22 protein-coding genes and 1 riboswitch are annotated in these 24,743 nt (G+C 71.5%); of the genes, 16 read left to right on the plus strand and 6 right to left on the minus strand.

Features of this window, described 5'->3' with window-relative positions; translation table 11 throughout:
* Positions 1 to 423: 423 nt before the first annotated feature.
* Positions 424 to 1,461 carry a YihY/virulence factor BrkB family protein gene (locus tag ACIP8Z_RS02650; RefSeq protein WP_402077783.1) on the minus strand — a complete coding sequence of 346 codons (1,038 nt, stop codon included), beginning with the start codon at positions 1,459 to 1,461 and terminating at the stop codon, positions 424 to 426.
* 175 nt (positions 1,462 to 1,636) lie between these two features.
* Here ACIP8Z_RS02650 and ACIP8Z_RS02655 point away from each other — a divergent pair, with 175 nt between their 5' ends.
* Positions 1,637 to 1,969 carry a plasmid stabilization protein gene (locus ACIP8Z_RS02655; protein ID WP_402077785.1) on the plus strand — a complete coding sequence of 111 codons (333 nt, stop codon included), beginning with the start codon at positions 1,637 to 1,639 and terminating at the stop codon, positions 1,967 to 1,969.
* A 127-nt stretch (positions 1,970 to 2,096) separates the two neighbouring features.
* Positions 2,097 to 2,987, plus strand: coding sequence for an SDR family oxidoreductase (locus ACIP8Z_RS02660; RefSeq protein ID WP_402077787.1), 891 nt, complete (start codon positions 2,097 to 2,099; stop codon positions 2,985 to 2,987).
* Between the two features lie 407 nt (positions 2,988 to 3,394).
* Here ACIP8Z_RS02660 and ACIP8Z_RS02665 read toward each other — a convergent pair whose 3' ends face one another.
* From ACIP8Z_RS02665 to ACIP8Z_RS02675, 3 genes are all read right to left on the minus strand, one after another.
* Positions 3,395 to 4,129 (minus strand): VOC family protein, encoded by a 735-nt coding sequence (locus ACIP8Z_RS02665; RefSeq protein WP_402078888.1) that lies wholly within the window; start codon positions 4,127 to 4,129, stop codon positions 3,395 to 3,397.
* A gap of 451 nt (positions 4,130 to 4,580) precedes the next feature.
* A complete protein-coding gene (locus tag ACIP8Z_RS02670) occupies positions 4,581 to 5,126 on the minus strand; it encodes a hypothetical protein (protein ID WP_402077789.1) in 546 nt (181 codons plus the stop codon).
* Between the two features lies 1 nt (position 5,127).
* Positions 5,128 to 5,670, minus strand: a complete 543-nt coding sequence (locus ACIP8Z_RS02675; RefSeq protein ID WP_402077792.1) for a hypothetical protein — start codon at positions 5,668 to 5,670, stop codon at positions 5,128 to 5,130.
* Between the two features lie 1,193 nt (positions 5,671 to 6,863).
* On the opposite strand from ACIP8Z_RS02675, the gene ACIP8Z_RS02680 reads away from it, so the two are divergent.
* The 13 genes from ACIP8Z_RS02680 (at position 6,864) to ACIP8Z_RS02740 (ending at position 20,669) form a co-directional block, all read left to right on the plus strand.
* Positions 6,864 to 8,570 (plus strand): serine/threonine-protein kinase, encoded by a 1,707-nt coding sequence (locus ACIP8Z_RS02680; protein ID WP_402077794.1) that lies wholly within the window; start codon positions 6,864 to 6,866, stop codon positions 8,568 to 8,570.
* Positions 8,552 to 9,658, plus strand: coding sequence for a serine/threonine-protein kinase (locus tag ACIP8Z_RS02685; protein ID WP_402077797.1), 1,107 nt, complete (start codon positions 8,552 to 8,554; stop codon positions 9,656 to 9,658). Before ACIP8Z_RS02680 ends, ACIP8Z_RS02685 begins: the two co-directional genes overlap by 19 nt.
* Before the next feature lie 543 nt (positions 9,659 to 10,201).
* Positions 10,202 to 11,194 carry a dihydroxyacetone kinase subunit DhaK gene (gene dhaK, locus ACIP8Z_RS02690; protein ID WP_402077800.1) on the plus strand — a complete coding sequence of 331 codons (993 nt, stop codon included), beginning with the start codon at positions 10,202 to 10,204 and terminating at the stop codon, positions 11,192 to 11,194.
* 26 nt (positions 11,195 to 11,220) lie between these two features.
* Positions 11,221 to 11,856 carry a dihydroxyacetone kinase subunit DhaL gene (gene dhaL, locus ACIP8Z_RS02695; protein ID WP_402077803.1) on the plus strand — a complete coding sequence of 212 codons (636 nt, stop codon included), beginning with the start codon at positions 11,221 to 11,223 and terminating at the stop codon, positions 11,854 to 11,856.
* Between the two features lie 134 nt (positions 11,857 to 11,990).
* Positions 11,991 to 12,374 carry a PTS-dependent dihydroxyacetone kinase phosphotransferase subunit DhaM gene (locus ACIP8Z_RS02700; RefSeq protein ID WP_402077805.1) on the plus strand — a complete coding sequence of 128 codons (384 nt, stop codon included), beginning with the start codon at positions 11,991 to 11,993 and terminating at the stop codon, positions 12,372 to 12,374.
* Between the two features lie 195 nt (positions 12,375 to 12,569).
* Entirely contained in the window at positions 12,570 to 12,848 is a 279-nt protein-coding gene (locus ACIP8Z_RS02705) for a hypothetical protein (protein ID WP_402077808.1), read from the plus strand.
* Between the two features lie 128 nt (positions 12,849 to 12,976).
* Positions 12,977 to 13,184: riboswitch (cobalamin riboswitch) on the plus strand.
* Positions 13,185 to 13,212: 28 nt separating this feature from the next.
* Positions 13,213 to 13,911, plus strand: coding sequence for an energy-coupling factor ABC transporter permease (locus ACIP8Z_RS02710; RefSeq protein WP_402077811.1), 699 nt, complete (start codon positions 13,213 to 13,215; stop codon positions 13,909 to 13,911).
* Positions 13,908 to 14,342: an energy-coupling factor ABC transporter substrate-binding protein gene (locus ACIP8Z_RS02715; RefSeq protein ID WP_402077813.1), complete on the plus strand. Its 435-nt coding sequence runs from the start codon at positions 13,908 to 13,910 to the stop codon at positions 14,340 to 14,342. The genes ACIP8Z_RS02710 and ACIP8Z_RS02715 overlap by 4 nt, the downstream gene beginning before the upstream one ends.
* A 6-nt stretch (positions 14,343 to 14,348) precedes the next feature.
* Entirely contained in the window at positions 14,349 to 15,098 is a 750-nt protein-coding gene (gene cbiQ / locus ACIP8Z_RS02720; RefSeq protein ID WP_402077816.1) for a cobalt ECF transporter T component CbiQ, read from the plus strand.
* Positions 15,095 to 15,973 carry an energy-coupling factor ABC transporter ATP-binding protein gene (locus ACIP8Z_RS02725; RefSeq protein WP_402077818.1) on the plus strand — a complete coding sequence of 293 codons (879 nt, stop codon included), beginning with the start codon at positions 15,095 to 15,097 and terminating at the stop codon, positions 15,971 to 15,973. The genes cbiQ and ACIP8Z_RS02725 overlap by 4 nt, the downstream gene beginning before the upstream one ends.
* 120 nt (positions 15,974 to 16,093) lie before the next feature.
* Entirely contained in the window at positions 16,094 to 18,109 is a 2,016-nt protein-coding gene (locus ACIP8Z_RS02730) for an FAD-dependent oxidoreductase (RefSeq protein WP_402077820.1), read from the plus strand.
* A gap of 32 nt (positions 18,110 to 18,141) precedes the next feature.
* Positions 18,142 to 18,678 (plus strand): PadR family transcriptional regulator, encoded by a 537-nt coding sequence (locus tag ACIP8Z_RS02735; protein ID WP_402077823.1) that lies wholly within the window; start codon positions 18,142 to 18,144, stop codon positions 18,676 to 18,678.
* A 599-nt stretch (positions 18,679 to 19,277) separates the two neighbouring features.
* A complete protein-coding gene (locus tag ACIP8Z_RS02740; RefSeq protein ID WP_402077825.1) occupies positions 19,278 to 20,669 on the plus strand; it encodes an FAD-dependent oxidoreductase in 1,392 nt (463 codons plus the stop codon).
* A gap of 88 nt (positions 20,670 to 20,757) precedes the next feature.
* Here ACIP8Z_RS02740 and ACIP8Z_RS02745 read toward each other — a convergent pair whose 3' ends face one another.
* Complete coding sequence (locus ACIP8Z_RS02745; protein WP_402077827.1) at positions 20,758 to 22,098, minus strand: DUF2252 domain-containing protein; 1,341 nt, start codon at positions 22,096 to 22,098, stop codon at positions 20,758 to 20,760.
* 184 nt (positions 22,099 to 22,282) lie between these two features.
* Between ACIP8Z_RS02745 and ACIP8Z_RS02750 the strand changes: the two genes are divergently transcribed.
* Positions 22,283 to 23,041, plus strand: a complete 759-nt coding sequence (locus ACIP8Z_RS02750; RefSeq protein ID WP_402077829.1) for a GntR family transcriptional regulator — start codon at positions 22,283 to 22,285, stop codon at positions 23,039 to 23,041.
* A gap of 65 nt (positions 23,042 to 23,106) precedes the next feature.
* Here ACIP8Z_RS02750 and ACIP8Z_RS02755 read toward each other — a convergent pair whose 3' ends face one another.
* Positions 23,107 to 24,642: an amino acid permease gene (locus tag ACIP8Z_RS02755; protein WP_402077832.1), complete on the minus strand. Its 1,536-nt coding sequence runs from the start codon at positions 24,640 to 24,642 to the stop codon at positions 23,107 to 23,109.
* Positions 24,643 to 24,743 lie beyond the last annotated feature (101 nt).

The raw sequence follows: 24,743 nt of genomic DNA on the forward strand, positions 1-24,743 counted from the left end.
GGCTGTCGTCGTGGGAGGTCATACGGAACGTGTCCCCGACGAACTCCCACGCGTACCGGTGCCGCCACTCGTCACCCCGGTACAGACGACACCGTGTCAGCCGTGCAGACTCATCGACGGCGAACACCGCGGCCGGCGGGGCCGACCGGCCGTCCGTGGCACGTTCCTCAGCACCGGCGGCCGAGCTGGGTCTCGGCCAATTCGGCGGCCGTTGCTGTCCCGGCCCACGCGCGGGTCGAACCCAAAACCGTAGCGGGTGCCGAGTATGGCCTCGGGCTGCTTCAGCGTCATACGGAAGCCCTTCGCCTCTGTTCCGCCTCTCTCCAACAGACGGCGCGGCCCGGCACGACGCGGTGTGTCCGAGCGTGCCGGCCGACGGTGTGGCGCGGACCGGTCGGCGAGCGCGCGGTTCTCCCGCGTCGCTCACTCCAGGCGGTGGCGGTCCTCGTCCGTCCAGGTCCGGGAGTCCCTGGGCGGTACATAGGGCTCTTCGTCCTGGGGGTGGCCTCCGACGATGGCACGCTGGCGGCTCATCTCGGCATCGAACTCCAGACCGATGAGGATGGCCAGGTTGGTGATCCACAGCCATACCAGAAAGATGATCACACCCGCCACGGTGCCGTACGTCTTGTTGTACGAGCCGAAGTTCGCCACGTAGAACGCGAAGCCGGTCGAGGCGATCATCCAGAGGAAGAGCGCGAGGAAGCTGCCGGGGCTGATCCATGTGAAGCCGCGGCCCTTCGCGTTCGGGGCGGCCCAGTACAAGAGGGCGATCATCGTGGTGACGAGGAGCACCAGGACCGGCCACTTCGCGATCGACCACGCCGTCATCGCCGTGCTTCCGATCCCGAGCGCGTCACCTGCCTGCTGGGCCAGGCCGCCGGTGAACACCACGATCAGCGCGCTGGCGACGAGCAGGATCATGAGTGTCACGGTCAGCAGGAGGCGCAGGGGGAGGATCTTCCATACGGGACGGCCCTCCGGCATGTCGTAGACGGCGTTCGATGTCCGGATGAACGCGGCGATGTACCCGGATGCGGACCAGATGGCGAGGACCAGGCCGACGACGGCTGTCACGGATCCCAGACCGCTGTTGCCCTGAAGCTGCCGCACCGCGTCGGTGATCACGTCGCGTGCGGGGCCGGGTGCAAGCTTCTGGATGTTGTCCAGCACGTTCCTGGTGGCCGACTCGCCCGCGATTCCCAGAAGACTGACGAGCGCGAGGAGGGCCGGAAAGATGGCCAGGATGCCGTAGTAGGTGAGGGCCGCTGCGCGGTCCGTCAGCTCATCGTCCTTGAATTCCTTCAGCGTGCCACGCAGCACGGCCTTCCAGGATTTTCCGGGCATCTGCGAAAGTTTGTCCGGTGCCCGCTCCTCGACCTGGCTGGTCGGCCCCAACGTGCCGGACCCGCCGGTGCCGGGCTCTCGGTCCCCTCGCTCAGGATTCGTCGTCGGCTTCATGACCTGCGACTTACCACCGCCGGTCATTTCATGCGGCACACGGGCGTCAGTGTCACGACCGCAGGAAAGCGACGCCGGGAGCGCCCACGAAATACCCGACCGTATTTCGTGAAGTGCGGGCCGATGCGGGTAGCCGCACTATGACGTTGACATCTCAGCGACGAAGGGTTTCGCCATGCCTCGAGGTTCCAGCCCGAAGCGCGAGCGCCAGTACGAGCACATCAAGGAGTCCGGCGAGAAGCGCGGCATGTCGGAGAGCCGCGCGAAGGAGATGGCTTCGCGCACGGTCAACAAGGAGCGCGCCCGCTCAGGAGAGAGCAAGACGGCCGGCCGTAGCTCCACACAGGGGAAATCCGCCTCGCAGCGGGGTGGTCAGAGGTCCGGAGGGGGCGGCGCCGGCTCCTCCGAACGGACCAAGGACGAGCTCTACCAGGAGGCGAAGAAGCGAGGCATCGACGGCCGCTCGACGATGACCAAGCAGCAGCTCAAGAACGCCCTCGGCCACTGACCGGTGAACTGCGAAGCGGCTGCCCGAACGTCGCGCCGCTGATACGCCACGCCCCTGTCGCCGCCCCGCATCCATGCCCGACGCCTCGGCCGTCGCCCTGGCTTCGGACGGCCCTACGGAGACTTCCATGCCTGAGAACGCACCCGGGGTTCCCGACCCCGTGACACGCCACCCTCGCCCCCCGTTCCCCGATCAGGAGCAGGACCACCCAGGCGCGACGGAGGAGATGCGGCCGCGGCCTGATCACGGTGAGGAGTCCTACCGGGGCCACGGGGTGCTCTCGAACCGTGCGGCGGTGGTGACGGGAGGGGACTCCGGAATCGGCAGGGCCGTATGTCTGGCATTCGCCAGGGAGGGCGCGGACGTCGTCTTCACCCATCTCGCCGAAGAGACCGATGAAGCCGTCGAGACCGCGCGCCTCGTCCGGGAGGCCGGCCGGACGGCGGTGCCCGTCCTCTGCGACATCCGAGACGAGAACCAGTGCTCGGCCTTGATCGACCGTGCCGTGGACGAGCTGGGACGAGTGGACATTCTGGTCAACAACGCCGCCTACCAGATGTCCCAGCCGGAAGGGATCGAGGCGATCACCACGGAGCAGTTCGACCGGGTGATGAAGACCAACCTGTACGGAATGTTCTGGCTCACGCGCAAGGCCCTGGCCCATATGCCGAGAGGCGGGTCGATCATCAACACCACCTCGGTGCAGGGCTACCAGCCCAGCCCCCATCTCCTCGACTACGCGATGACGAAGTCGGCGATCATCTCCTTCACCCACGGCCTGGCCCAGATGCTCGCCGAACGCGGCATCCGCGCCAACGCCGTCGCCCCCGGGCCCGTGTGGACGCCTCTCATCCCCGCGACGATGCCTGACACGACGAAGTTCGGCACGCAGTCCCCGCTGGGCCGCCCCGCCCAGCCGGCGGAGATGGCACCCGCCTACGTCTTCCTGGCCTCTCCCCAGGCGAGCTACATCACCGGCGAGATCGTCAACGCCACCGGTGGCACCCCGCTGCCCTGACGAACAGGGATACGGAGAGGGTGGCCATCGCGGCCACAGCCGGCGGTTCCGACTGCCGGTTCCGCGGTGAGCGGTTGCAGAAGTCGGCGGAGACCAGGTAGCTGCTCCAGGACACCGATGGCAGGTGGCGAGTGCCCGTTCGAAGGCCATGCCGGCCTGCGGGGCCCCCTCCACGCGGGCCGCGGGCGGCTCCGGCAACCGCACAACAGCGCGGCCGACACGGCGGCGGCTGTGAGGGTTGCCTAGGGCTGCTTCCGTCCCTGGACGGCGCGCCGGAGCCGCCCCGCCGTGCTCCCGACACCCGTGACGCTCCCGGGGCCGCCCGCCCGGACCAACCCCGGCGGTCTCGCCCCGCCAGGCTCTGCACTCGGCAAACGGCCGGACCGTCCACGACTCGGCCGGGTGCTTCAGAGCGTGTCCCGAGGTGCTGCGACGGTGAATTGCGCCCCCTCGGGATCGGCGAGGTCCACCCACCGGCTCGTCGTGGACGTACCCACGGGGGAGATGGCCTCGCCTCCCTGCGCGTACGTGGCCTTGATCGCCTCTTCCAGGTCCGGAACGGGGAAGTGGACGTGCCAGCGCGGGCGGATCGAGGGGTCCGGAGCCGCCTCGCCCGCTCCGCCGCTGATGCGCGCGACGGTGTCGTGGCCGTGGCGCAGGACGACGTGGTCGTGTTCGTAGGACGCCACGCAGCAGCCGGTCCCTCCCCCGGCCCAGTCGAAGACCTCCCCGTAGAAGATCGATGCTTCGAAGGCGTCGCGTGTGTGCAGTTCCAGCCAGGCCGAGGCTCTGCCGCTGCCCTCCGACCAATCCGGGACGACAGTGCCCTGCCAGAACCCGAAGACTGCCCCGGCGGGGTCGGCGGCGAGTCCGGCCCGGCCGGTGCCGAAGGCGAGGGGGCCGACGGCCATGGTCGCTCCGCGTTCACGGATCCGCGCGGCGGTGACGTCGGCGTCCACGACGGCGAAGTAGGGCGTCCACGCCACCGGCAGGTCGAGGCGCTCGGCAAGTGCGCCGATCCCCGCGACGGGCATGCCCTCCCGAAGGGCGACCGCGAAGCTGCCCCCGAGGCTGCTGGCTCGGAACTCCCAGCCCAGGACCCCGGCGTAGAAGTGCTGGGCGGATGCCAGGTCCCGGGCCATCAGACTGACCCAGCACGGGGCGCCCGCGATCTCTTCACTCGACGTGGACACGGTCGTCACCCTCGGATTACTCGTGCGAGACGGAGATCATTCCAGCGTAAGTCTGCTCAGAACGCCGCGCTGCGGGATCGCGCCGCGCCGGACGCGGCCGGCGGGAACCTCGCCGGGCTGCGGGGTGCGCGCACTCAGCGAAGTGCACCCGGCGGCGGCATGACGGGCCCAGCGGGAGCCCCCCCATGGCCCACGATCTCCTCGGACACCGTCCGCGCACTGCACCGGCAGCAACAGCACAGGCCGAGCTCGGGAAGTCGTACGGCAGGGATTCCCGTGCGGTGGACGCAGAGGACCATGTTCGCGCCAGATCACGCTCCCGAGCTGCGGCCCCGGGCCCTGACCCCGCGGCCCGCCGGGCGACAAGCCCGGACGATGACGCGGGGCCGGGCGACGCATGTCAGGTGTTCAGGAGGCGGTTGAAGAACGACCGGTAATGCTGCAGCGCCAGCCGCAGGTCCTCGGTCGCGACCTGTTCGCCCTGGCCCCACTGCTCTTCCAGTCCCTGCTTGTGGGCGGAGAAGGAACGCGCAAGGGTCTGCATCACCTCGGCCACCACGGCGTCCGCCGACCTGACGGCCTCCTGCGGGTCGTCGACGAACCGGCCCTGTATCTCGCCCCACTTCTTCTGGTACTTCGCGGTGTCGTCGGCACCGAGCAGCGGCTCATCGACATCGGCCCGCGCCGACCCTGCCTCCGCACCGCCGTCCTCCGGGGGTCCGTCCCCGCTTCCGCGGGTCTCCCGCTCCTCCGCGTCCGCGTCCACGGTGGCCTCCCCCGGGTACACGGGCGTCGCCCGCCCGTCGCCGTGTGCGGTGCCGGACTCGGCATGGGTGCCGGTGTGGGTACCGGCCTCCGACTCCGAGGCCGACGCCGAATGGGCGAGGTCCTCCGTCGTGATGCCGGCGTCACCCACTCGCTCGTTGCTGCTTCCGTGGTTCTGCATCTCACCGGCTCCTCTGGTCAGTCAGCAGGTCGTCGAACAGGGCGCGGTAGTGCACCATCGCCCCGCGGAGTTCCTCGGTAGTCGTCTCGTGACCGGTGCTGCGCACCTTGACGTCGTGTGCGGCCCGGTAGTGCTCCAGGGTTCGGCCGTGTTCGACCGAAAGATCACGCAGCTGACCGTGATAGTCCTCTGTGGGGTAGCCCCGCTCACGCATGAGTCGCGACACCAGTTCGTCGGCCTCCTGCACGGAGCCTTCCGGTCGGTCCACGAAATGCTCTTGGACGCTGGTCCATTCGACGGCGTACTGGTCTCGCCGTTCAGGCGGCAGCTCCTTGATCTCAAGCTCGTCGTGGCGTTCCTCGCGGGCACGCAGCTCGCGTTCGGCGGCCTTGCGGCCGCCCTCGGTCTCGATCGTGCGGTCGTACTCGGGGCCGAACTTGTTCCGCAGACGCCGGCGGCGCGCCGCCATCCACAGTCCGACCGCGAGCGCGATCACCACGACGGCCGCGATGGCGATGACGGCGATGAGCATGCTGGTTGACATGGTTGGCCTCCGTCCTGGGGCCCGTCCGACTTCATTCATGCGGCTGCCCGATGACCCTTCGGGGCCCGCTGTGGAGTCTGAGTCCTGGTCCGACGTCTCAGGGCACCGCCGGGAACACCGTGAGCACCGGCTTCGCGTCTTCCTGTCGGTCCCTTCGCCTGACTGTCGGTCCGGAGGTCCCGGCACAGACGGCCGCGCGGTGGGAGAGGCAGGTCGGCCCGGGTCCGGCTTGTCCCCGGGGGCTTGCGGGGAACGGCGTCCTTCCGGCGCGGGCGCGGGCCGGTCGCGGTTCTGTGGACCGTTCCGCGCAGCTCACCTGGTTGTGCTGAGCGATGCGTACGTCCGGCGACTACCCAGCCAGTCACGGCTCAAGCAGTGGTGCCGGCAGCGAACCGGCCGGTGTCGAGATGTTCGAGCGGATCGACGAGGCACCGAGGACGGTTCGAGCCCCGGCCTGGTCGTCGGGGCGGGCCGTCGCGCTGATGGCGTCGACGGCCCGTCCGAGAGCGTACCTTCCAGCCGGCGAGCGCCCAGCGGAACCGATCGTGCGCCGGGCCACTGCCGCGTCACGATGCGTGTCGTGGGAGCCACACGACCCCGCCCGCCGACCGGACCGGGAAGACTCGGCGGCTGTGCACGATCCGCACGAGCGGTCGCACCCGGCCGACCGATCTACGATGCTGGTGGGGCAGACCTCGGGCCAGGGACGAAGCGGAGCGTCTGGCGAACGTCTCCACGGCCTTCCGCGGGTCCGCCGCAGTGAACTCCTGGTAGTCCTTGCACCGGACGACGACGGAAACGACCGTCCGCATCACGGCCCGCAAGGTCGGTGCGCCGTGCCTCGAACCGGATCCGGGCATGCGGCCCGCCCTGTAGTGGGGGGCGGCCACGGGACTCTTCCAGCGCGGCCACCCGCTCCCGCTCGAAGGCCGGCACCTACTGCGGGCGCGCTGGTCGGCGCGCAGCTGGGCGAGGAGTTCGCCTGGAGCTCCCGGGGCGAGGGCATACGGCGTCATGGGGGCGTGGTCGGGCTGCGCGCTCATCGGCTGTTCCTCCCGGCGGGTCGCATGACCACGGTGTCGGGGTCGGGGCGGGGATCCCCCGTCGCCGGTGAACGCCACCAGTTCCGGCCCGTCTGTAGATAGAATCTCGCTTCCGTGCTCATGACACGTGGTCGCCGAAAGGAACCTAAGGTGGGGGAGCTGCCGAGCGGAGCGGACATCCAGCCTCTGGAGGACGACGATCCGGCCCGGCTCGGCCGATTCCCGTTGATCGGCCGCCTGGCGGCCGGTGGCATGGGGCGGGTCTACCTGGGCCGGTCACTCACCGACGGCATGCTGGTGGCCATCAAGTCGCCCCTGGCACAGGCTGAAGTCAGTACTGTCGACCGCAGGCGCTTCGCTCGTGAAGTGAAGGTGGCCCGGCGGGCGGAAGGCTTACACACCGCACGCGTGTTGGGAGCGGATGCTGAAGCTGAACGGCCTTGGCTGGCCACCGAATACATTCCGGCGCCCTCGTTGGCGGAACTGGTCTCAGAAGCCGGAACGCTGGCCGGCACAGCGGCCCGGTGGGTGACGCGCGGAGCTGTGGAAGCGGTCGCAGAGCTCCATCGACACGGAATCGTGCACAGGGACGTGAAGCCGCAGAATCTGCTGCTGCCTCTGAGCGGACCACGGCTGATCGACTTCGGCATCTCACACGCGGCTGACCTGACACGTACGCAGCTGACCTTGGGGACGGTGGCCTTCACCTCACCCGAGCAGGCACGTGGCGAGCCTTCAACAGCTGCGTCGGACATCTACTCCCTGGGTGCGACCCTCTTCCACCTCGCCGTCGGCCGCGCCCCGTACCCGGCCGGTATGGAGATGCTGGCACTGCTCACGTACGTGGCGGAGGCGAACCTCGACCTGACGGGCCTGCCCGGCGAACTCGCCCCGGTGGTGCGCAAGTGCCTCGCCCTGAGGCCCGGAGATCGGCCGACAGCCGAGGACCTGCTGGACAGCCTCACCACCGAACTGGCCGAGATGCCCACACTGGCGAGTCCGGGAGGGTGGCTGCCCCGTCCCTGGACCGCGATCATCGAGGCCTACGCACGGCAGGGCCGCGAGCTCGCAGCAGATCCCCGCGCAGCCGGCACCGCGCCCGAACGATCCACGAGATCGCAGGGAAGCACACTGCCCCCAGGCCGCCCAGCGGCCCACTCCGCAGAAGCCGCCGCCGAACGCACGGCACGCCTGCCCACAACCCCGGAGGACGACACGCCGCAGTCTGGCGACCGCCCCACAGAATCGCGGAGCCGTCGTGAGAGAGTCTTCGTGCGGGCCGTACAGGGACTGATGGCGTCCGCACTCTTGTTACTGGGCGGCTTACTGGCCTACGGCTACTACCAAAACCGGCAGGCCGAACAGCCCGGGCCGGCCGACCGGGCCTTTGCCGAAATCAGGACCGGTGACTGCGTCCGGACCGGCCTCGATCCCGCGGGCAGCTGGCTCGCCTCCGCACCCGAATCCACGGACTGCGGCGCACCCGGTGCTCACTGGCTCGTCGTTGCCTCCACCAACCAGGAAATACCAGACCGCTGCGGAGCCCCCTACGCCGCGGTGGCCTGGACCCGGTCCAGCCGCGCAGCCACCGTCGGTCTCTGCCTCGAACGGCGCTTCCACCCGGGCGAGTGCGTGATCGGCGCCCAGCCCGACCCCGCAGCCCTCGTCGAGGTCACGCCGCTCAGGAACGAGCCCGTCTTCGCCACGACCGTCCAGTGCTCGGATACGGCCCCGGACACCCTCGCGGTCCTGCGCGTGCTGAAGTACGGAATGTCCGACATGGCCTGCCCGCCACAGACACAGGTCCGTTACAGGTTTCCCGACCGGGGGCGGACATTGTGCCTGACGACAACCTGATCCTGCGTCCGCTCCGCCGGGCGGACCCCACCTCGCTGGGCCCGTACCAGCTTCTCGGACGCATCGGCGCGGGCGGCATGGGCCGCGTCTACCTTGCGAACCGGAACGGGAACGAAGGCCTCTATGCCGTCAAAACCCTTCTGGTCGAAGGCCTGACGGCCGAGGCGGACCGGGCCCGATTCGCCCGCGAGGTCAAGATGGCCAGACGCGCAGCCGGACCCCGAACAGCTCGCGTGTTCGACGCGGACCCGCACGCCCCGCTGCCCTGGCTCGCGACGGAGTACGTCGCGGCACCTTCCCTGGGCGACCTCGTGGCACGCTGCGGAACCGCTCATCCCGCCGCCGCCGCCCGCATCGTCGCCGACTGCGCCACCGCCCTGGAAGCACTGCACTCCACCGGCGTGATCCACCGCGATCTGAAACCGCACAACATCCTGCTGACCTCCCAGGGGATACGACTCATCGACTTCGGCATCTCGCACGCCTCCGACCTGACCCGCACCCGTGTCACGCTCGGCACCGTCGCCTACATCGCTCCCGAACAAGCACGCGGGGAACCCGCCACAGCCGCCTGCGACATCTGGGCCCTGGGCGCCACACTCAGCACTCTGGCAGTCGGTCATCCCCCCTATCCCGATACCGGCGACCCGGTGCGCCTTCTGGCACTCGTATCCCGCGCGACGGTCGATCTCAGCGACCTTCCCGCCACGCTCCGACCGCTCGCAGAAGCGTGCCTGGCCCCCGATGCGGCCGATCGGCCCACCCCGACAGAGTTGCGCGAATGGGCCGAGGAATGTGAAACCGCGCACCGGCCGTACCGAACCGGCGCAGCCGAGCCGCCCGACAGCTGGATCGCCCTGATGTCCGACTACGAGAACGAAGGGGAACAGCTCAGGGACCGGCACGCCCCCGATCCGCCAGCACCTGGCCACGAACGAACTCAGCGGATCGCGGGACTGACGCCACAGGGCTGGAAAGCCGCCGTCAGTCTGATCTCCAACCTGACCGCGCTGATCGTCCTCGGGGCCGCAGGCCTGCTCACGCTCATCCTCGTTGTCGCGGTCATCGTGAGCGCCCTCTCCCCGTAGTCCTTCCGTATGCCGCCGTGAGGTCTGTCCAGCCAACGGTGTGACTCGCGTGGCGACCATCACCCGCACCCCGCACATCCTGGACCGGGAAGGATGGGGCCGCGCCCCGTACGGCTACGACGCGCCACCCTGCAGGTGTACGCGCTTTTTCCGGCTCACGCACGGCGGCAAGGCAGCAGCCCGGGATGGACATGTCTCTCCCCGTCGGTGCGCCGCAGCTCCGCTAGGGGGTGTCCAGCCGATCATGCCGGGCTGCCTGACTCGTCGTCTTCAGGGCCGAGGACAAGGGGCCCCTCGGAACTGATCGCCGACGCACCGGTGCGCGACCGCGGCCTCGCCTTGATAATTGCGCCATGATGCGCATTCGCAAAGGGCGCCCGCGGCGACCCCCACCTGGCATGTCATCAGGAATGTCCGCGCCGACACCCCGCGAAACCGCCTTCGGGCGCCACGAACCGCCAAGATCAACAATTGGCCTCACCTGCTCTGACCTGTAAAAACACTGCTCAGCGACTCGGCTGCTCATCTCACCAGGAGGTATCCGTGAGGATGCTCATCAACGTCCCCGAGACCGTCGTCGCCGACGCGCTGCGGGGGATGGCCGCCGCTCATCCCGAGCTCACCGTCGACGTGGAGCGGCGGGTCGTGGTGCGGCGGGACGCGCCCATGGCCGGGAAGGTCGCGCTGGTGTCCGGTGGCGGTTCCGGGCACGAGCCGTTGCACGGGGGGTTCGTGGGGCCCGGGATGCTGGCGGCCGCCTGTCCCGGGGAGGTGTTCACCTCCCCCGTGCCCGATCAGATGGTGCGGGCCGCGGCCGCCGTCGACAGTGGCGCCGGGGTGTTGTTCGTCATCAAGAACTACACCGGTGACGTGCTGAACTTCGAGATGGCGGCGGAGCTCGCCGAGGACGAGGGCATCCAGGTCGCCAAGGTCCTGGTCGACGACGACGTCGCCGTCACGGACAGCCTCTACACGGCCGGCCGGCGCGGGACCGGCGGCACGCTCTTCGTCGAGAAGATCGCGGGCGCCGCCGCCGAGGAGGGCGCGCCCCTGGAGCGCGTGGAGGCGATCGCGCGCCGGGTCAACGAGCGCTGCCGTTCCTTCGGCGTCGCCCTGAGCGCGTGCACCACCCCCGCCAAGGGCAGCCCCACCTTCGAGCTCCCCGAGGGCGAACTGGAGTTGGGCATCGGCATCCACGGCGAACCGGGCCGCGAGCGGCGCCCCATGATGACCTCCCGCGAGATCGCGGACTTCGCCGTGGACGCCGTCGTCGAGGACCTCCGCCCGTCCGGGCCGGTCATCGCCCTGGTGAACGGGATGGGCGCCACCCCGCTCCTCGAGCTGTACGGGTTCAACGCAGAGGTGCAGCGCGTCCTGGGCGAGCGGGGTGTGCCGGTGGCCCGGACCCTCGTCGGGAACTACGTGACCTCGCTCGACATGGCCGGCTGCTCGGTGACCCTGTGCGAGGTGGACGAGGAGCTTCTGCGCCTCTGGGACGCGCCGGTGGAGACGCCGGCGCTGCGCTGGGGCCGGTGAGACGAGCGAGGGAAGAGGGGACCGACATGACGCAGACCTTCGACGCCGACTTCCTCGTGCGCTGGCTGGCCGCCGTGGCCGAGGCCGTCGACCGGGAGGCGGAGCGGCTCACCGAGCTCGACTCGGCCATCGGCGACGCCGACCACGGCGCCAATCTCAAGCGCGGCTTCGCCTCCGTGACCGAGACCCTGGCCAAGGACCCGCCCGCGACGCCGGGCGCGGTGCTCACCGCCGCCGGGCGGCAGCTGATCTCCACCGTGGGCGGCGCCTCGGGGCCGCTGTACGGCACGCTGCTCCGCCGTACCGGCAAGGCGCTCGGCGACGACGAGCGCGTCACCCGCGAGCGGTTGGCGGAGGCCCTCGGCTCCGGCGTGGCCGCCGTGTCCCAGCTGGGCGGCGCGCAGGTGGGCGACAAGACGATGCTCGACGCGCTCGTGCCCGCCGTGGAGGGTCTGCGGGACTCGTTCGACGCGGCCCGCGCGGCGGCCGACGAGGGCGCGCTCGCGACCGTACCCCTGCGGGCACGCAAGGGCAGGGCCAGCTATCTGGGCGAGCGGTCGGTGGGACACCAGGATCCGGGGGCCACGTCCTCGGCGCTGCTGTTCGCCGCGCTCCACGAGATCGCCCGTACGGAGAGCCCGGGCGCCGAGGAGGCATCATGAGCAGGGCGAACGGGACCGGCCCCGGTGCGGTCGGACCCGGCGGTGCCAGTTCCGGTCCCAGTGGCGCTGCCGGTTCCCGTGCCGGTGGAGGTGGAGGTGTCGGTGGAGAAGCCGGTTCCGGTTCCGTCGGCATCGTGCTCGTCTCGCACAGCGCCGCCGTCGCGACCGCCGTGGCCGAGCTGGCCCGGGGGCTCGCCGGTGGCGGTGACCTCGCCCCGGTCCGCCCGGCCGGCGGGACCCCCGACGGCGGTCTCGGGACGAGTTCGGAGCTGATCGCCGAGGCGGCCGAGGCCGTCGACCGGGGCGCCGGTGTGGCGATCCTCGTCGATCTGGGGAGCGCGGTGCTCACCGTGAAGGCCCTCCTCGCCGAGGGCGACGAACTGCCCGAGGGCTCCCGACTCGTGGACGCTCCGTTCGTCGAGGGCGCGGTCGCGGCGCTGGTCACGGCGAGTGCGGGCGGGGACCTCGACGCCGTGGCGGCGGCCGCGTCGGAGGCGTACGCCTACCGCAAGGAGTGAGGGCGCGGAACGACGGTGATCCGGCCTCAAGCGGCTGCGTCCAGGCACTGTTTGGCCGGAACTCAGCCGCTGGGCGGCCTGGACGCGATCTACCCTGGGAGATCGCAACCGCGATCCGGCTGTGCGGCGGGCCTCTCCGGGAGCCGGCTGCCACTCGTGTTCCGCCTGGCCCTGCCAGGTGACGGAGGAGGGGCAATGTCCGGCAGTCTGCCCGCTGTGGTGATTCTCGCGCTCGTCTGGTTCCTGATCGCGCTGGTGCCCCTGCGCACCCCGTCCGCCCGCAGGGCATGGGCGAGGGGCGTCCTCGGCGTGTCGCTCCTCGCGGTGGTGGGCGCGGCCCTGTTCGGCGCCAATGCGGAGGTGGAGGCCGACTACGACGGCCCGGACCCCATGCTGCTCGCGGCGCTCGCCGCGGCGGTCGTCGTGGCGCCCGGCGCCATCGCGGCCTTCGTGCGCAACGGGCGGAACAGCTAGGCGGCCGGAGATCCGGGGGATCCACGGCGCCGCCCACGGGACCCCGCAGCCGCCCCGGGGCGACTGCGGGGAGTGATCGAAGGGCCGCACCCGGTGGCGACCGTGTTGTGATCCAGCAGGTCAACGCACTAATGTCGCAGGGCCTTGGTGTACGGGAAACCGGTGCGGTACCGGTGCGGCCCTCGCCACTGTGATCGGGAGGTCCGGCTCCACCCCCGCGGGGAACACCCTCGGGGAAGCCACTGGACCACGTCGGGAGACCGTCGTGGTGTGGGAAGGCGGAGTCGGGCGGAATGACCGTCAGCCAGGAGACCGGCCAGGGTGCGTTGTCCATCCACGAGGTGCTGGAGAGGGTCTCCCAACCATGCATATAGCCGAGGGGTATCTACCCCCTGTGCACGCGGCCGCCTGGGGCGTCGCGTCCGCGCCGTTCGTCGTCCACGGGGTCCGCGCGCTGACCCGCGAGGTGCGGTCGAATCCCGAGTCCACCCTGTTGCTCGGTGCCGCCGGCGCCTTCACCTTCGTCCTGTCGGCACTCAAGTTGCCCTCGGTGACCGGTAGCTGCTCGCATCCGACCGGTACGGGCCTGGGCGCCATCCTGTTCCGGCCGCCGATCATGGCGGTCCTGGGGACGATCACCCTGCTCTTCCAGGCTCTGCTGCTCGCCCACGGCGGTCTCACCACGCTCGGCGCGAACGTCTTCTCGATGGCGATCGTCGGGCCCTGGGCGGGATTCGGCACCTATCTGCTGCTGCGCCGGTTCGGTGCGCCGCTGATGGTCGCGGTCTTCTTCGGCGCGTTCGTCGCCGACCTGTCCACGTACTGCGTGACCAGTGTCCAGCTCGCGCTCGCCTTCCCCGACCCGGGCAGCGGCATCCCCGGTGCGCTCGCCAAGTTCGGCGGGATCTTCGCCGTCACGCAGATTCCGCTCGCCGTGAGCGAGGGCCTGCTCACCGTGCTCGTGATGCGCCTGCTCACGCAGTCCAGCAAGGGCGACCTGATCCGGCTCGGCGTCCTCGCCGGTCGCACGGCGGAGCGACGCGAGGAGGCGGCCGCGCGATGAGCCGGAACGCGAAGATCAACACCCTGCTGCTGCTCGTCGTCGCCGCGCTGGCCGTCCTGCCCCTCGTGCTGGGGCTCGGGGACCACAAGGAGGAGCCGTTCACCGGGGCCGACGCGGAGGCCGAGACCGCGATCACGGAGCTCCAGCCGGACTACGAACCGTGGTTCAGCCCGCTGTACGAGCCGCCGTCCGGGGAGATCGAGTCGGCGCTGTTCGCCCTTCAGGCGGCCCTCGGCGCCGGTGTCCTGGCGTACTACTTCGGCCTGCGGCGCGGCCGCCGGCAAGGAGCGGTCCGGGCGGAGGCGGCCGGGAAGCCCGGGGCGGAGGCCGATGCCGCGAACGTGACCGCCACCGCGACGGCCGCCGCGACCGCGACCGCTCACAACGAGGGCGGCTCCGGCGGCGGATCCGTCGGCGGAGCGGGCGCGTAGCCGACGATGCTGCCGATCGACGCGGCGGCGCACAGCAGTCGCTGGCGCCGCCGCCATCCCGCCGAGAAGGCGCTTCTCGGCTTCGGTCTCACCCTGTGCGCGGTCGGTCTGCCGCCGTGGCCCGGCGCGGTCCTCGTCGCGGCGGCCACGCTCACGGTGCTGCTCGGTCCGGCCGGTGTGCCGGGCCGGGCGCTGTGGCGGGCGTTCCGCATCCCGCTCGGGTTCTGTGTCACGGGCGCGATTCCGCTGCTCTTCGAGGTGGGCGGCGCCCGGGGGCTGGTGGCCCTCGCGCCGGACGGTCCGACGCACGCGGGCGAGTTGCTGCTGCGGACCGCCTCGGCCTCGCTCGGGGTGCTGCTGTTCGCGTTCACGACGCCGGTGTCCGACGTCCTGCCCCGGCTGGTACGGGCGGGGGTGCCGGCGCCGGTGGTGGACGTGGCGCTGGTGATGTACCGGATCATCTTCCTGCTGCTCGACGCGATGTCCAAGATCCGGCAGGCGCAGGCGGCCCGGCTCGGCCACACCACACGGGCCGCGACCTGGCGTTCCCTCGCGGGCCTCGGTGCGACCACGTTCGTACGGGCCTTCGACCGGGCGCAGCGGCTGCAGTCGGGGCTCGCCGGGCGCGGGTACGACGGAACGCTGCGGGTCCTGGTGCCCGCGGGTGCGCTCTCCCGCCCGTTCCTCGCCGCGACGGGTGCGCTGCTCGCCGGACTCGTCGCCCTCACCCTCGTACTGGAAAGGCTCCTTCCGTGACGTCTCCGACCCCTGTCGTGGAACTGGTGAAAGCCGGCTTCGCCTATGAGGACGGGCCCCCGGTCCTGTCCGGCGTGGACTTCGCCGTCGCGGAGGGGCGGGCGGTCGCGCTGCTCGGGCGCAACGGCAGCGGCAAGACGACGCTGCTGCGCCTGCTCAGCGGCGGGCTGCGGTGCGTGAGCGGGTCGCTGCGCCTGGACGGTACGGACGTGGCGTACGACCGGAAGGGGCTGACCCGGCTGCGGACGACCGTGCAGCTGGTGGTGCAGGATCCCGACGACCAGCTGTTCGCCGCGTCGGTGGAGCAGGATGTGTCGTTCGGTCCGATGAACCTGGGACTGCCCGAGGAGGAGGTCCGGCGACGGGTCCGCGAGGCCCTGGAGGCGCTGGACATCACGGCGCTCGCCGACCGGCCGACGCATCTGCTGTCGTACGGGCAGCGCAAGCGGGCGGCGATCGCGGGCGCGATGGCGATGCGGCCCCGGGTGCTGATCATGGACGAGCCGACTGCCGGTCTCGATCCGCACGGGCAGGAGCGGCTGCTCGACGCGCTGCAGCGGCTGCGGGAGGCCGGTACGACGGTGCTGATGGCCACGCACGACGTGGATCTGGCGTTGCGCTGGGCGGACGAGGCGGCGGTGCTCGCCCCGTCGGGGCTGCGGACCGGGCCGGTCGCGGAGCTCCTCGCGGACCACGCGCTGCTGGACGAGGCCCGGCTGCGCCGCCCCTGGGGCACGGCGGTGGCCCGGCTGCTCCGTACCCACGGCCTGCTGGCGGAGGGGGCGGCCGAGCCGCGTACGCCGGAGGAGCTGGACGCGTGGCTCGGTGCGGCGGCGGCCCCGCCGCGTACCGAGTGGCTCGGGCGTGTCGAGTAGCTCGGGGCCGGAAGCTACCGAGTAGTAGACATCACGTCCCGAATCTTCTGCAACTAGTTGCATAAAGGGAGGGGGTCCCCTAGAACTGAGGGCGACGATCCTGCGCGAGGAGGCGCCCGCATGACCCCGTACCCGCACCTGCTGAGCCCGCTCGACCTCGGGTTCACCACCCTGCCCAATCGGGTGATCATGGGGTCGATGCACGTCGGCCTCGAGGAGACCGAGCACGGCTTCGAGCGCATGGCCGCCTTCTACGCCGAGCGGGCCCGCGGTGGCGTGGGCCTCATCGTCACCGGTGGCATCGCGCCCAACGACGCCGGCCGTCCCTGGGACGGCGGCGCCAAGCTCACCACCGCCGACGAGGTCGCCGAGCACCGGCTGATCACCGACGCCGTACACGCCGAGGGAGGCCGGATCGCCATGCAGATCCTGCACTTCGGCCGGTACGCGTACCACCCCGCGCTCGTCGCGCCCAGCGCCCTCAAGGCCCCCATCAGCCCCTTCGTACCGAACGAGCTGACGGACGCCGAGGTCGAGCAGACCGTCGAGGACTACGCCCGCTGCGCCGAGCTCGCCAAGGAGGCCGGGTACGACGGCGTCGAGGTGATGGGCTCCGAGGGCTACCTCATCAACGAGTTCATCGCCGCCGCCACCAACCAGCGCACCGACCGCTGGGGCGGCTCCTACGAGAACCGCGTCCGCTTCCCGCTGGAGATCGTCCGCCGGATCCGCGAGCGCGTCGGCACGGACTTCATCCTCGTCTACCGCCTCTCCATGCTGGACCTCGTGCCCGGCGGCTCCACCCTGGAGGAGGTCGTCCGGCTCGCCAAGGAGATCGAGGCCGCCGGCGCCACCATCATCAACACCGGCATCGGCTGGCACGAGGCGCGCATCCCCACCATCGCCACCTCCGTGCCGCGCGGTGCCTACACCTGGGTGACGAAGAAGCTGATGGGCGCGGTCTCCGTGCCGCTCGTCACCAGCAACCGCATCAACACCCCCGAGGTCGCCGAGGAGATCCTCGCCGACGGCCGCGCCGACCTCGTCTCGCTGGCCCGCCCGTTCCTCGCCGACCCGGAGTTCGTCGCCAAGGCCACGGCCGACCGCGCCGACACGATCAACACCTGCATCGGCTGCAACCAGGCCTGCCTGGACCACACCTTCAATCTGAAGATCACGTCCTGCCTGGTCAACCCGCGCGCGTGCCACGAGACGGAGCTCGTCCTCTTTCCCACCCGCCGCGCCAAGCGGATCGCCGTCGTCGGCGCGGGCCCGGCCGGCCTCTCCTGCGCGGTGTCCGCGGCCGAGCGCGGCCACTCCGTGACCCTGTTCGACGCGGCCGCCGAGATCGGCGGTCAGCTGAACATCGCCAAGAAGGTCCCCGGCAAGGAGGAGTTCGACGAGACGCTGCGCTACTTCCGCGTGCAGCTCGCCGAGCGCGGGGTCGACGTCCGTCTGAACACCCCGGTCTCCTCGTCCGACCTGGACGACTTCGACGAGGTCGTCGTCGCCACCGGCGTCTCCCCCCGCACCCCCGGCATCGCGGGCGTGGACCACCCGAGCGTCCTCAGCTACCTGGACGTGCTGCGGGACGGCGCGCCCGTCGGCGAGCGGGTCGCGATCATCGGCGCGGGCGGCATCGGCTTCGACGTCGCGGAGTTCCTGACGGACGGCGGGGAGGGCGCGAGCCAGGACCCCGAGACGTACTTCCGCCAGTGGGGCGTGGACACCTCGTACGAGAACCGCGGCGGGCTGCGCGCCCCCGAGCGCGGCGCGCCGCCGCGCCAGGTGCACCTGCTCCAGCGCAAGGAGACCAAGGTCGGCGCCGGCCTCGGCAAGACCACGGGGTGGATCCACCGCACCGAGCTCAAGCACCGGGGCGTCGCGATGGTCGCGGGTGTCTCGTACGACCGCATCGACGACGAGGGCCTGCACGTCACGATCGGCGGCGAGCGGCAGCTGCTGCCCGTCGACACGGTCGTGCTCTGCGCGGGCCAGGAGCCGCGCCGGGACCTGTACGAGGAGCTGGTCGCGGCCGGCCGCGTGGCGCACCTGATCGGCGGCGCCGACGTGGCCGCCGAGCTGGACGCCAAGCGGGCCATCGACCAGGGCACCCGCCTCGCGGCCACCCTGTGATCACCGTGGCCCGCCACTCCTAGGATGCGTTCATGTCCCTCCCGCACGCGATCCTCACCGCGCTGCTCGAGAAGCCGTCCTCCGGTCTCGAACTGACGCGCCGCTTCGACAAGTCGATCGGCTACTTCTGGTCGGCCACGCACCAGCAGATCTACCGCGAGCTGGGCAAGCTGGAGCAGGCGGGGCACATTCGTGCCCTGCCCGCCCCGGTGCCGGTACGGGGACAGCGCAAGGAGTACGAGGTGCTGCCCGCGGGCCGCGAGGAGCTCGGCACCTGGGTGGCGAGGACCGAGGACCCGAAGCCGATGCGGGCCGCCCTGCTGCTCCGGATGCGGGCGGCCGCGGTGGTCGGCGCGTCGGGTCTGCGCGCCGAGCTGTCCCGTCATCTCGCGCTGCACCAGGAGCAGTTGGACGAGTACCTCGCGATCGAGACCCGCGACTTCCCGAGCGAACGCCGTCAGTCGGAACCCGACCGGCTGCGCCATCTCGTCCTGCGGGGCGGGATCGAGATGGAGCGCTTCTGGGTGGAGTGGCTGACGGGGGCGCTGGCGGAGCTCGGGACGGAGTGACGGCCCGGCCGGGTCCTCTCAGGACCCGGCCGGGCCACTGCGTCTGGGCGAACCAGAGACCGGAGCGCCGGTGCCGTGCCGGGGGTACGTCCACGGCGTCGGCGACGTCCAGGTCGAGGGTCCCGCCGGGCAGGTTCACGAGCCGCAGCAGGAGACCCGTCCGGGTGCGCAGGCGCATCCGCGCCCGGCGTTCCTCCTTGTCGGCCCAGCGCGCCACGGTACGGTCCTGCTCGAAGCGGGGCCAGTCGTACTGGGCCACGGCACGGCGGATCGCCCGCGGGCGGGGCCGGGCGCTCTTCCGCGCCGCCTCGGTGAGGCAGGCGGCGTCGTGGCGGAGGTCCTACAGGACGAGGGAAAGATAGGGGCCCCCGTCGCGGTCGAGCGGGAACGGCCGCCGCGAGTGGGGGATGTGGTGTGCGGTGCGTGCCATGGGACTCCTTGGGTCGGCACTGCCGGGAACCTCCCGGCAGCTACCTGAACCCCGTGGGCCCGTACGCCCGTTCGTCTGCCATGTGGCCGATCCTAGCGACCTCGGGGCGACACCGTACGTGACGGCGTGGATACTGGGAGATTGGAGTTCCTGATACGAAAGGGCAGGTATGGCCGACGACTTGGGTCACCGCGCGACACGTCACGCGGTGGTCATCGGGGGAAGTCTCGCTGGGCTGCTCGCCGCCCGGGTGCTTGCCGAGCACGCGGAGCGGGTGACGGTCGTCGAGCGCGACCGGCTGCCCGAGGGCCCGGAGGCGCGGGCGGGCGTCCCGCAGGGCAGGCACCTGCACGTTCTGATCGCGGGTGGACAGCGGGCGCTGGACGAACTGCTGCCGGGGTTCACGGACGGGTTGACCGCGCTCGGGGCGCCCACCGTGGGCGCCCCCGCCGACATGGTCCAGTGGCAGAACGGCCGGTGGTTCCGCCGCACCGACGCCACCACCCATCACTACACCGGCCCGCGCCCCCAGCTGGAATGGCTGGTGCGGCAGCGGGTGCTGGCCGATCCGCGCATCGAGCTGATCGAGGGCACCGAGACCGTGGGTCTGACGGGTGACTCCTCGCGCGTCAGGGGCGTACGGCTGCGCGAGCGGGGCGCGGGGGCCGACCGGGAACCCCGCACGCTCGCCGCCGATCTGGTGGTGGACGCCTCCGGCCGCTCCACGAAGGCCGCCGACTGGCTGGCGGGGATCGGCGCGGAGGCCCCGCACGAGGAGACGCTGGACACGGGTCTCGCGTACGGAACCCGGGTGTACCGCGCCCCGGCCGAGGACCCCGGCACGGACGCGACGGGCTACTACATCGTGCCCAACCCCGCCCAGGTGTACGGCGGTGTCGTGCTGCCCCTCGGCGACGGGCACCACCTGGTGACCCTCTCGGGGGTGCGCGGCCACGAACCGCCCACCGAGGAGGGCGCGTTCGAGGATTACGCGAAGCGGCTGCCGCATCCGGTGATCAGCGACTGGCTGGCGCGGGCCGAGCCGGTGTCCCCGGTGTACGGCTTCCGCAAGACCGCCAACATCCGGCGCCGGTACGACCGTCCGGGCCGCCGCCCGGCCGGCTTCCTCGCGATCGGCGACGCGCTCTGCGCGTTCAATCCCATCTACGGGCAGGGCATGGCCGTCGCCGCGCTCAGCGCCGTAGCGCTGCGCCGGGCGCTCGCCGACCCGAGGCGCACCCCGACCACGCGTACCGTGCAGCGGGCGCTGCTCGACGCCTCCCGGCAGGCCTGGGACATCTCGGCGGGCGCCGACAAGAAGATGCCGGGCGCGAGCGGTGACGCGGCCCGGCCGGGCCCGATGGACCGGGTCGTCGGCTGGTACCTGGGCCGGGTGGTGGACCGGTCCGCGGGCAATCCGGCCGTGGGGGCGTCGTTCCGTGCGGCGATCACCCTGACCGCCCCGCTGACGAGCCTCTTCGCCCCCTCGGTGGCGCGGGCGGTGCTGTTCGGACCGGAGACCGAGACGCCGTCGGGGCCGCCCTTGCGCCGCGACGCGTAGGGAGGGGCTCCCGCGGCCGGACCGCGGCCGCGGGACCCGGACCGGCCCGGCCACCCGAGGGTGGCCGGGCCCTTCGGCACGCTCCTTCTCAGGCCCCCGGCGCCGCCGCCACCATCCCCGCGGCGATGGCCCCGCCGAGTGCCGCGTAGTCGTCGGCGTTCTGGCCCGCGTAGGCGAGGGAGAAGTCGGCGACGGCGCGGTCGAAGACGTCCGAGCCGCCGAGGTAGGCCGCGATCGCGATGCGGTCGCCGGAGCGGGCGTGGGCGCGGGCCAGGGCGCGGCCGCAGAGCCGCGCGTAGTCCCGCAGCATGGCCGGGGACATGGTCTCGACCTCGGCGGACCCCTTCATGTCGCGCAGCTGGCGCCAGTAGAAGTGGCGTTGCTCGGGTCCGGTCATCCAGCCGAGGAAGATGTCGCTCGCGGCCTGGGTGAGGCGCTGTCCGTAGACGACGCGGCGCCCCTGGTGGGCGTACGGGCTCGGCTCCAGGTACGGCTCCAGGACCGAGCGGCCGGCCTCCTTGATCTGGAGGAGGAGCGGGTCCCCGTCGTCCCGGCCTTCGAGGAGGAGGACGAAGCAGCGGGTGCCGACGCTGCCGACCCCGACGACCTTGCGGGCGGCTTCGAGGAAGCGGTAGCGGTCGAGGAGCACCCGCCGCTCCTCGGCGAGAGAGCTGCGGTAGTCGTTGAAGATCTTGCCGAGGGTGACCCGGTCGATGTCCGTGGTCCGTTCGAGCAGCGGCGGGTCGTCGACGAAGTGCCGGGCCCCGGTCGCGTCGGTCTCGGTGAGCTTGGCGAGCGCGTGGAGGCTGGTGCGGCGGCGGGCGCGGGCGAGCCGGTTCTCGAATCGGGCGCGTTCGTCGCGGCGCACCAGCGGGACGAGGTCGTCGGCGGCGATCCGCTCGTACCAGACGGTGAGTTCCCCGAGGTCGGCGAGGCGGCGCATGGTGGTCCGGTACGACTCCACGGCGACGAGGGCCGCCCGGCGGGCCTTGGCCCTGCTGCTGCCGTTCTGGAGGGCGGCGACGGTGACGCTGGCGGCGAGCCTCTTCACGTCCCATTCGAAGGGGCCGGGGAGCGTCTCGTCGAAGTCGTTCACATCGAAGAGGAGCGTCCGTTCGGGTGAGGCGTAGACCCCGAAGTTGAGGAGGTGGGCGTCGCCGCAGAGCTGGACGGTGAGTCCGGTGTGGCGCTGGGCGGCGAGGTCGGCGGCCATGACGGCGGCGGCGCCGCGGAGGAAGGCGAAGGGGGAGGCCGCCATCCGGCCGTACCGGAGGGGTGCGAGGTCGGGCAGCCGGTCCTTGGCCTGGCGTTCGAGGACGTCGATGGGGTCGGGGCGCTGGGCACTGGGTATCCAGCGGCCGTGGGAGGAGCGGGGGACGTGCTTGCGGGCCGCCCTGCCCCGGTCGGCACGCTCCGACGGTGTCGTCATCCGGCCTCACCCGCCTCTTCAGCGGTCACGGTCTCGTGCCCGTCACCTGGTACCTCATTACAAGGTGACTCGCTCGTTTCGGCCACTCTGCCGGACAGCCCTGGCAAAATGGTTTAGACCAATGATAGGAATTGGTCACCCGCACGACCCATGCGGTTACGCTGAGCGAAGAGAGGGTTTGATCATGGCCGAGCCCGAATCCGAGGCGGCGGCAGACGCGCCGCTCTATCTCCGGGTCGCCGCCGCGCTGCGCGAGGACCTCGCCCACCGCCGCATCTCCCCCGGCACCAGGCTCCCTTCGGAACGATCCCTGTCCCAGCGCTACCACGTCAACCGTCAGACGGTACGCAGCGCGCTCCAACTCCTCCGGGACGAACGGCTCGTGGTGACCGACCGGCGCGGCACCTTCGCCGCCTCCGGGGCCGAGGGCGGGAGCGAACCCGTCGCCCCGGCCCTGACCGCCCGCCGGCCGACGTTCCCCGGCGGCCCCCGCGCGGCCGAGGCGCTGGTACGGGCCTCGCTCACCTGGGAGCCGCCGCCCACACCGCTGACGGCACGGCTCCTGCTCACGCCGGGCGAGCCGACGCTGGTCCACCGGCACGTGGTGCTCGGGCCGCAGGGAACGGCGCTCCAGCGGGCGGTGTCGTGGTTCTCGCGGCCCGCGCTCGCCGAGATCCCCCAGCTCGCGCGCTACCGGCGGGGGCGGGACTGGCGCCAACAGCCCGATCTGCGGCTGCTCTACCACTGGATGCACCAGGCGGGGCTGCGGGTCACCCACCGGGAGTCGGTCGGCGTGCCGGGGCCGGCCACGACGGCGGCCGGTGGCGCGGCCAGGCTGATCGTCCACCGGGTGGTGAGCGATCAGCACGGGCACGCGCTGGAGATCACGGACATCGACTTCTCGGCCCAGTCGGCGGCCTGGACGTACGAGTTCAGCGCCTGAGGGCGAGCCGGTTCCTGTCCGGTACGGGGACAGGAACCGGCACTGTCCGACTCTGCCATCAGATGTCAGATGATCCCTTCCGAGATCTCGGCCTCCTCGCGGGCGTTGCCGTACGCCGTCGGAGTGCCGTACGAGCGGCGGGCGACGTACCACCAGACGCTGGCCAGGACGAGCACGACGGCCAGCGCGATCACGGCGTAGTTCATGGTGTCGACCGTCACCGGGGACTTCTGCGGCAGGCAGAACAGCACCGTCACGAACGCCACCCAGACGACGGCGGTCCAGCCGATCGGCTTGCTCCAGCGGCCCAGGCTCCACGGGCCGGGGGTGAACCGCTTCCCGGCGCGCAGGCGCAGATAGATCGGGATGGCGTAGGCGGGGGTGATGCCGATGACGTTGATCGCGGTCACGGCGCCGTAGGCGGTGGCGGAGTACAGCGAGGGAAGGGCGAGCACCGCGGCCACGGCCACGGCGAGCCAGACGGCCGGGACCGGGGTCTGGGTCCGGCCGCTGACCTTGCGCCAGATCGCCGAGCCGGGCAGGGCGTTGTCACGGCTGAACGCGAAGACCATGCGGCTGGCGGCCGCCACCTCGGCGTTGCCGCAGAAGAGCTGGGCGACGATGACGACGAGGAGCAGGGCGGTGGCGCCGCCGGTGCCGAGCGCATCCAGGAAGATCTGGGCGGGCGGGACGCCCGTGGCGCTGTTCTGCGTGGCGGTGTAGTCCTGGATGGCGAAGCTCAGCCCGGCGAGCAGGGCGAATCCGGCGAGCCAGGAGACCCAGATGGCCCGCACGATGCCCTTGGAGGCCGCGACGGAGGCGTTGGAGGTCTCCTCGGAGAGGTGGGCCGAGGCGTCGTAGCCGGAGAAGGTGTACTGGGCGAGGAGCAGGCCGATCGCGGCGACGTAGAAAGGGTTGGCCCAACCGGTGTCGTTGACGAACTCGGTGAACACGAAGCCGACGGACTGGTGCCGGTCGGGGATGAACGCGAGGGCGCCGACGATGATCGCCACGCCCGCGAGGTGCCACCAGACGCTGATCGAGTTGAGCACGCTGACCAGGCGGACGCCGAAGAGGTTCAGGACGGCGTGCAGCAGCAGGATCGCGAGAAATATCAGGAAGGTGGAGCCCGCGGTGGGTTCGAAGCCCCACTGGAGGTTGAGGAAGGCGCCGGTGAAGAGCGCGGCGCCGTAGTCGATGCCCGCGATGGCGCCGAGGAGACCGAGCAGATTCAGCCAGCCGGTGTACCAGCCCCAGCGGCGCCCGCCGAGCCGGTCGGCCATGTAGTAGAGGGCGCCGGAGGTCGGATAGGCGCTGGTGACCTCGGCGAGGGCGAGGCCCACGCACAGCACGAAGAGACCGACGCCGGCCCAGCCCCAGAGCATGACGGCGGGGCCGCCGGTGCCCATGCCGAAGCCGTACAGGGTCATGCATCCGGAGAGGACGGAGATGACCGAGAAGCTGATCGCGAAGTTGCCGAAGCCGCCCATGCGGCGGGCGAGGACGGGCTGGTAGCCGAGCTCCCTCAGCCGCGCCTCCTCGTCCTGGGCCGGGGGTGGCTTGCGCAGCGCGTCGGTGGGGTCGGGGGCGGTGCGGGACATGCGTTCCTCCGGGGACGGGGGGGTGAGCGGGGTCAGGGGGGTGAGCGGGGCCAGGGTGCCTGTGGGGGGCGGGATGTAGGGGGCCGGACGGGACCCGGAGC

The organism is Streptomyces sp. NPDC088553, from assembly GCF_044752965.1.
In the GTDB taxonomy this organism is placed as follows: Bacteria; Actinomycetota; Actinomycetes; order Streptomycetales; family Streptomycetaceae; genus Streptomyces.

Coding starts and splice junctions, on each gene's coding strand:
- ACIP8Z_RS02650 (WP_402077783.1), bottom strand. CDS start 1,461: ATGAAGCCGACGACGAATCCTGAGCGAGGGGACCGAGAGCCCGGCACC.
- ACIP8Z_RS02655 (WP_402077785.1), top strand. CDS start 1,637: ATGCCTCGAGGTTCCAGCCCGAAGCGCGAGCGCCAGTACGAGCACATC.
- ACIP8Z_RS02660 (WP_402077787.1), top strand. CDS start 2,097: ATGCCTGAGAACGCACCCGGGGTTCCCGACCCCGTGACACGCCACCCT.
- ACIP8Z_RS02665 (WP_402078888.1), bottom strand. CDS start 4,129: ATGGCCCGGGACCTGGCATCCGCCCAGCACTTCTACGCCGGGGTCCTG.
- ACIP8Z_RS02670 (WP_402077789.1), bottom strand. CDS start 5,126: ATGCAGAACCACGGAAGCAGCAACGAGCGAGTGGGTGACGCCGGCATC.
- ACIP8Z_RS02675 (WP_402077792.1), bottom strand. CDS start 5,670: ATGTCAACCAGCATGCTCATCGCCGTCATCGCCATCGCGGCCGTCGTG.
- dhaL (WP_402077803.1), top strand. CDS start 11,221: ATGACGCAGACCTTCGACGCCGACTTCCTCGTGCGCTGGCTGGCCGCC.
- ACIP8Z_RS02705 (WP_402077808.1), top strand. CDS start 12,570: ATGTCCGGCAGTCTGCCCGCTGTGGTGATTCTCGCGCTCGTCTGGTTC.
- ACIP8Z_RS02710 (WP_402077811.1), top strand. CDS start 13,213: ATGCATATAGCCGAGGGGTATCTACCCCCTGTGCACGCGGCCGCCTGG.
- ACIP8Z_RS02715 (WP_402077813.1), top strand. CDS start 13,908: ATGAGCCGGAACGCGAAGATCAACACCCTGCTGCTGCTCGTCGTCGCC.
- cbiQ (WP_402077816.1), top strand. CDS start 14,349: ATGCTGCCGATCGACGCGGCGGCGCACAGCAGTCGCTGGCGCCGCCGC.
- ACIP8Z_RS02730 (WP_402077820.1), top strand. CDS start 16,094: ATGACCCCGTACCCGCACCTGCTGAGCCCGCTCGACCTCGGGTTCACC.
- ACIP8Z_RS02735 (WP_402077823.1), top strand. CDS start 18,142: ATGTCCCTCCCGCACGCGATCCTCACCGCGCTGCTCGAGAAGCCGTCC.
- ACIP8Z_RS02740 (WP_402077825.1), top strand. CDS start 19,278: ATGGCCGACGACTTGGGTCACCGCGCGACACGTCACGCGGTGGTCATC.
- ACIP8Z_RS02745 (WP_402077827.1), bottom strand. CDS start 22,098: ATGACGACACCGTCGGAGCGTGCCGACCGGGGCAGGGCGGCCCGCAAG.
- ACIP8Z_RS02750 (WP_402077829.1), top strand. CDS start 22,283: ATGGCCGAGCCCGAATCCGAGGCGGCGGCAGACGCGCCGCTCTATCTC.
- ACIP8Z_RS02755 (WP_402077832.1), bottom strand. CDS start 24,642: ATGTCCCGCACCGCCCCCGACCCCACCGACGCGCTGCGCAAGCCACCC.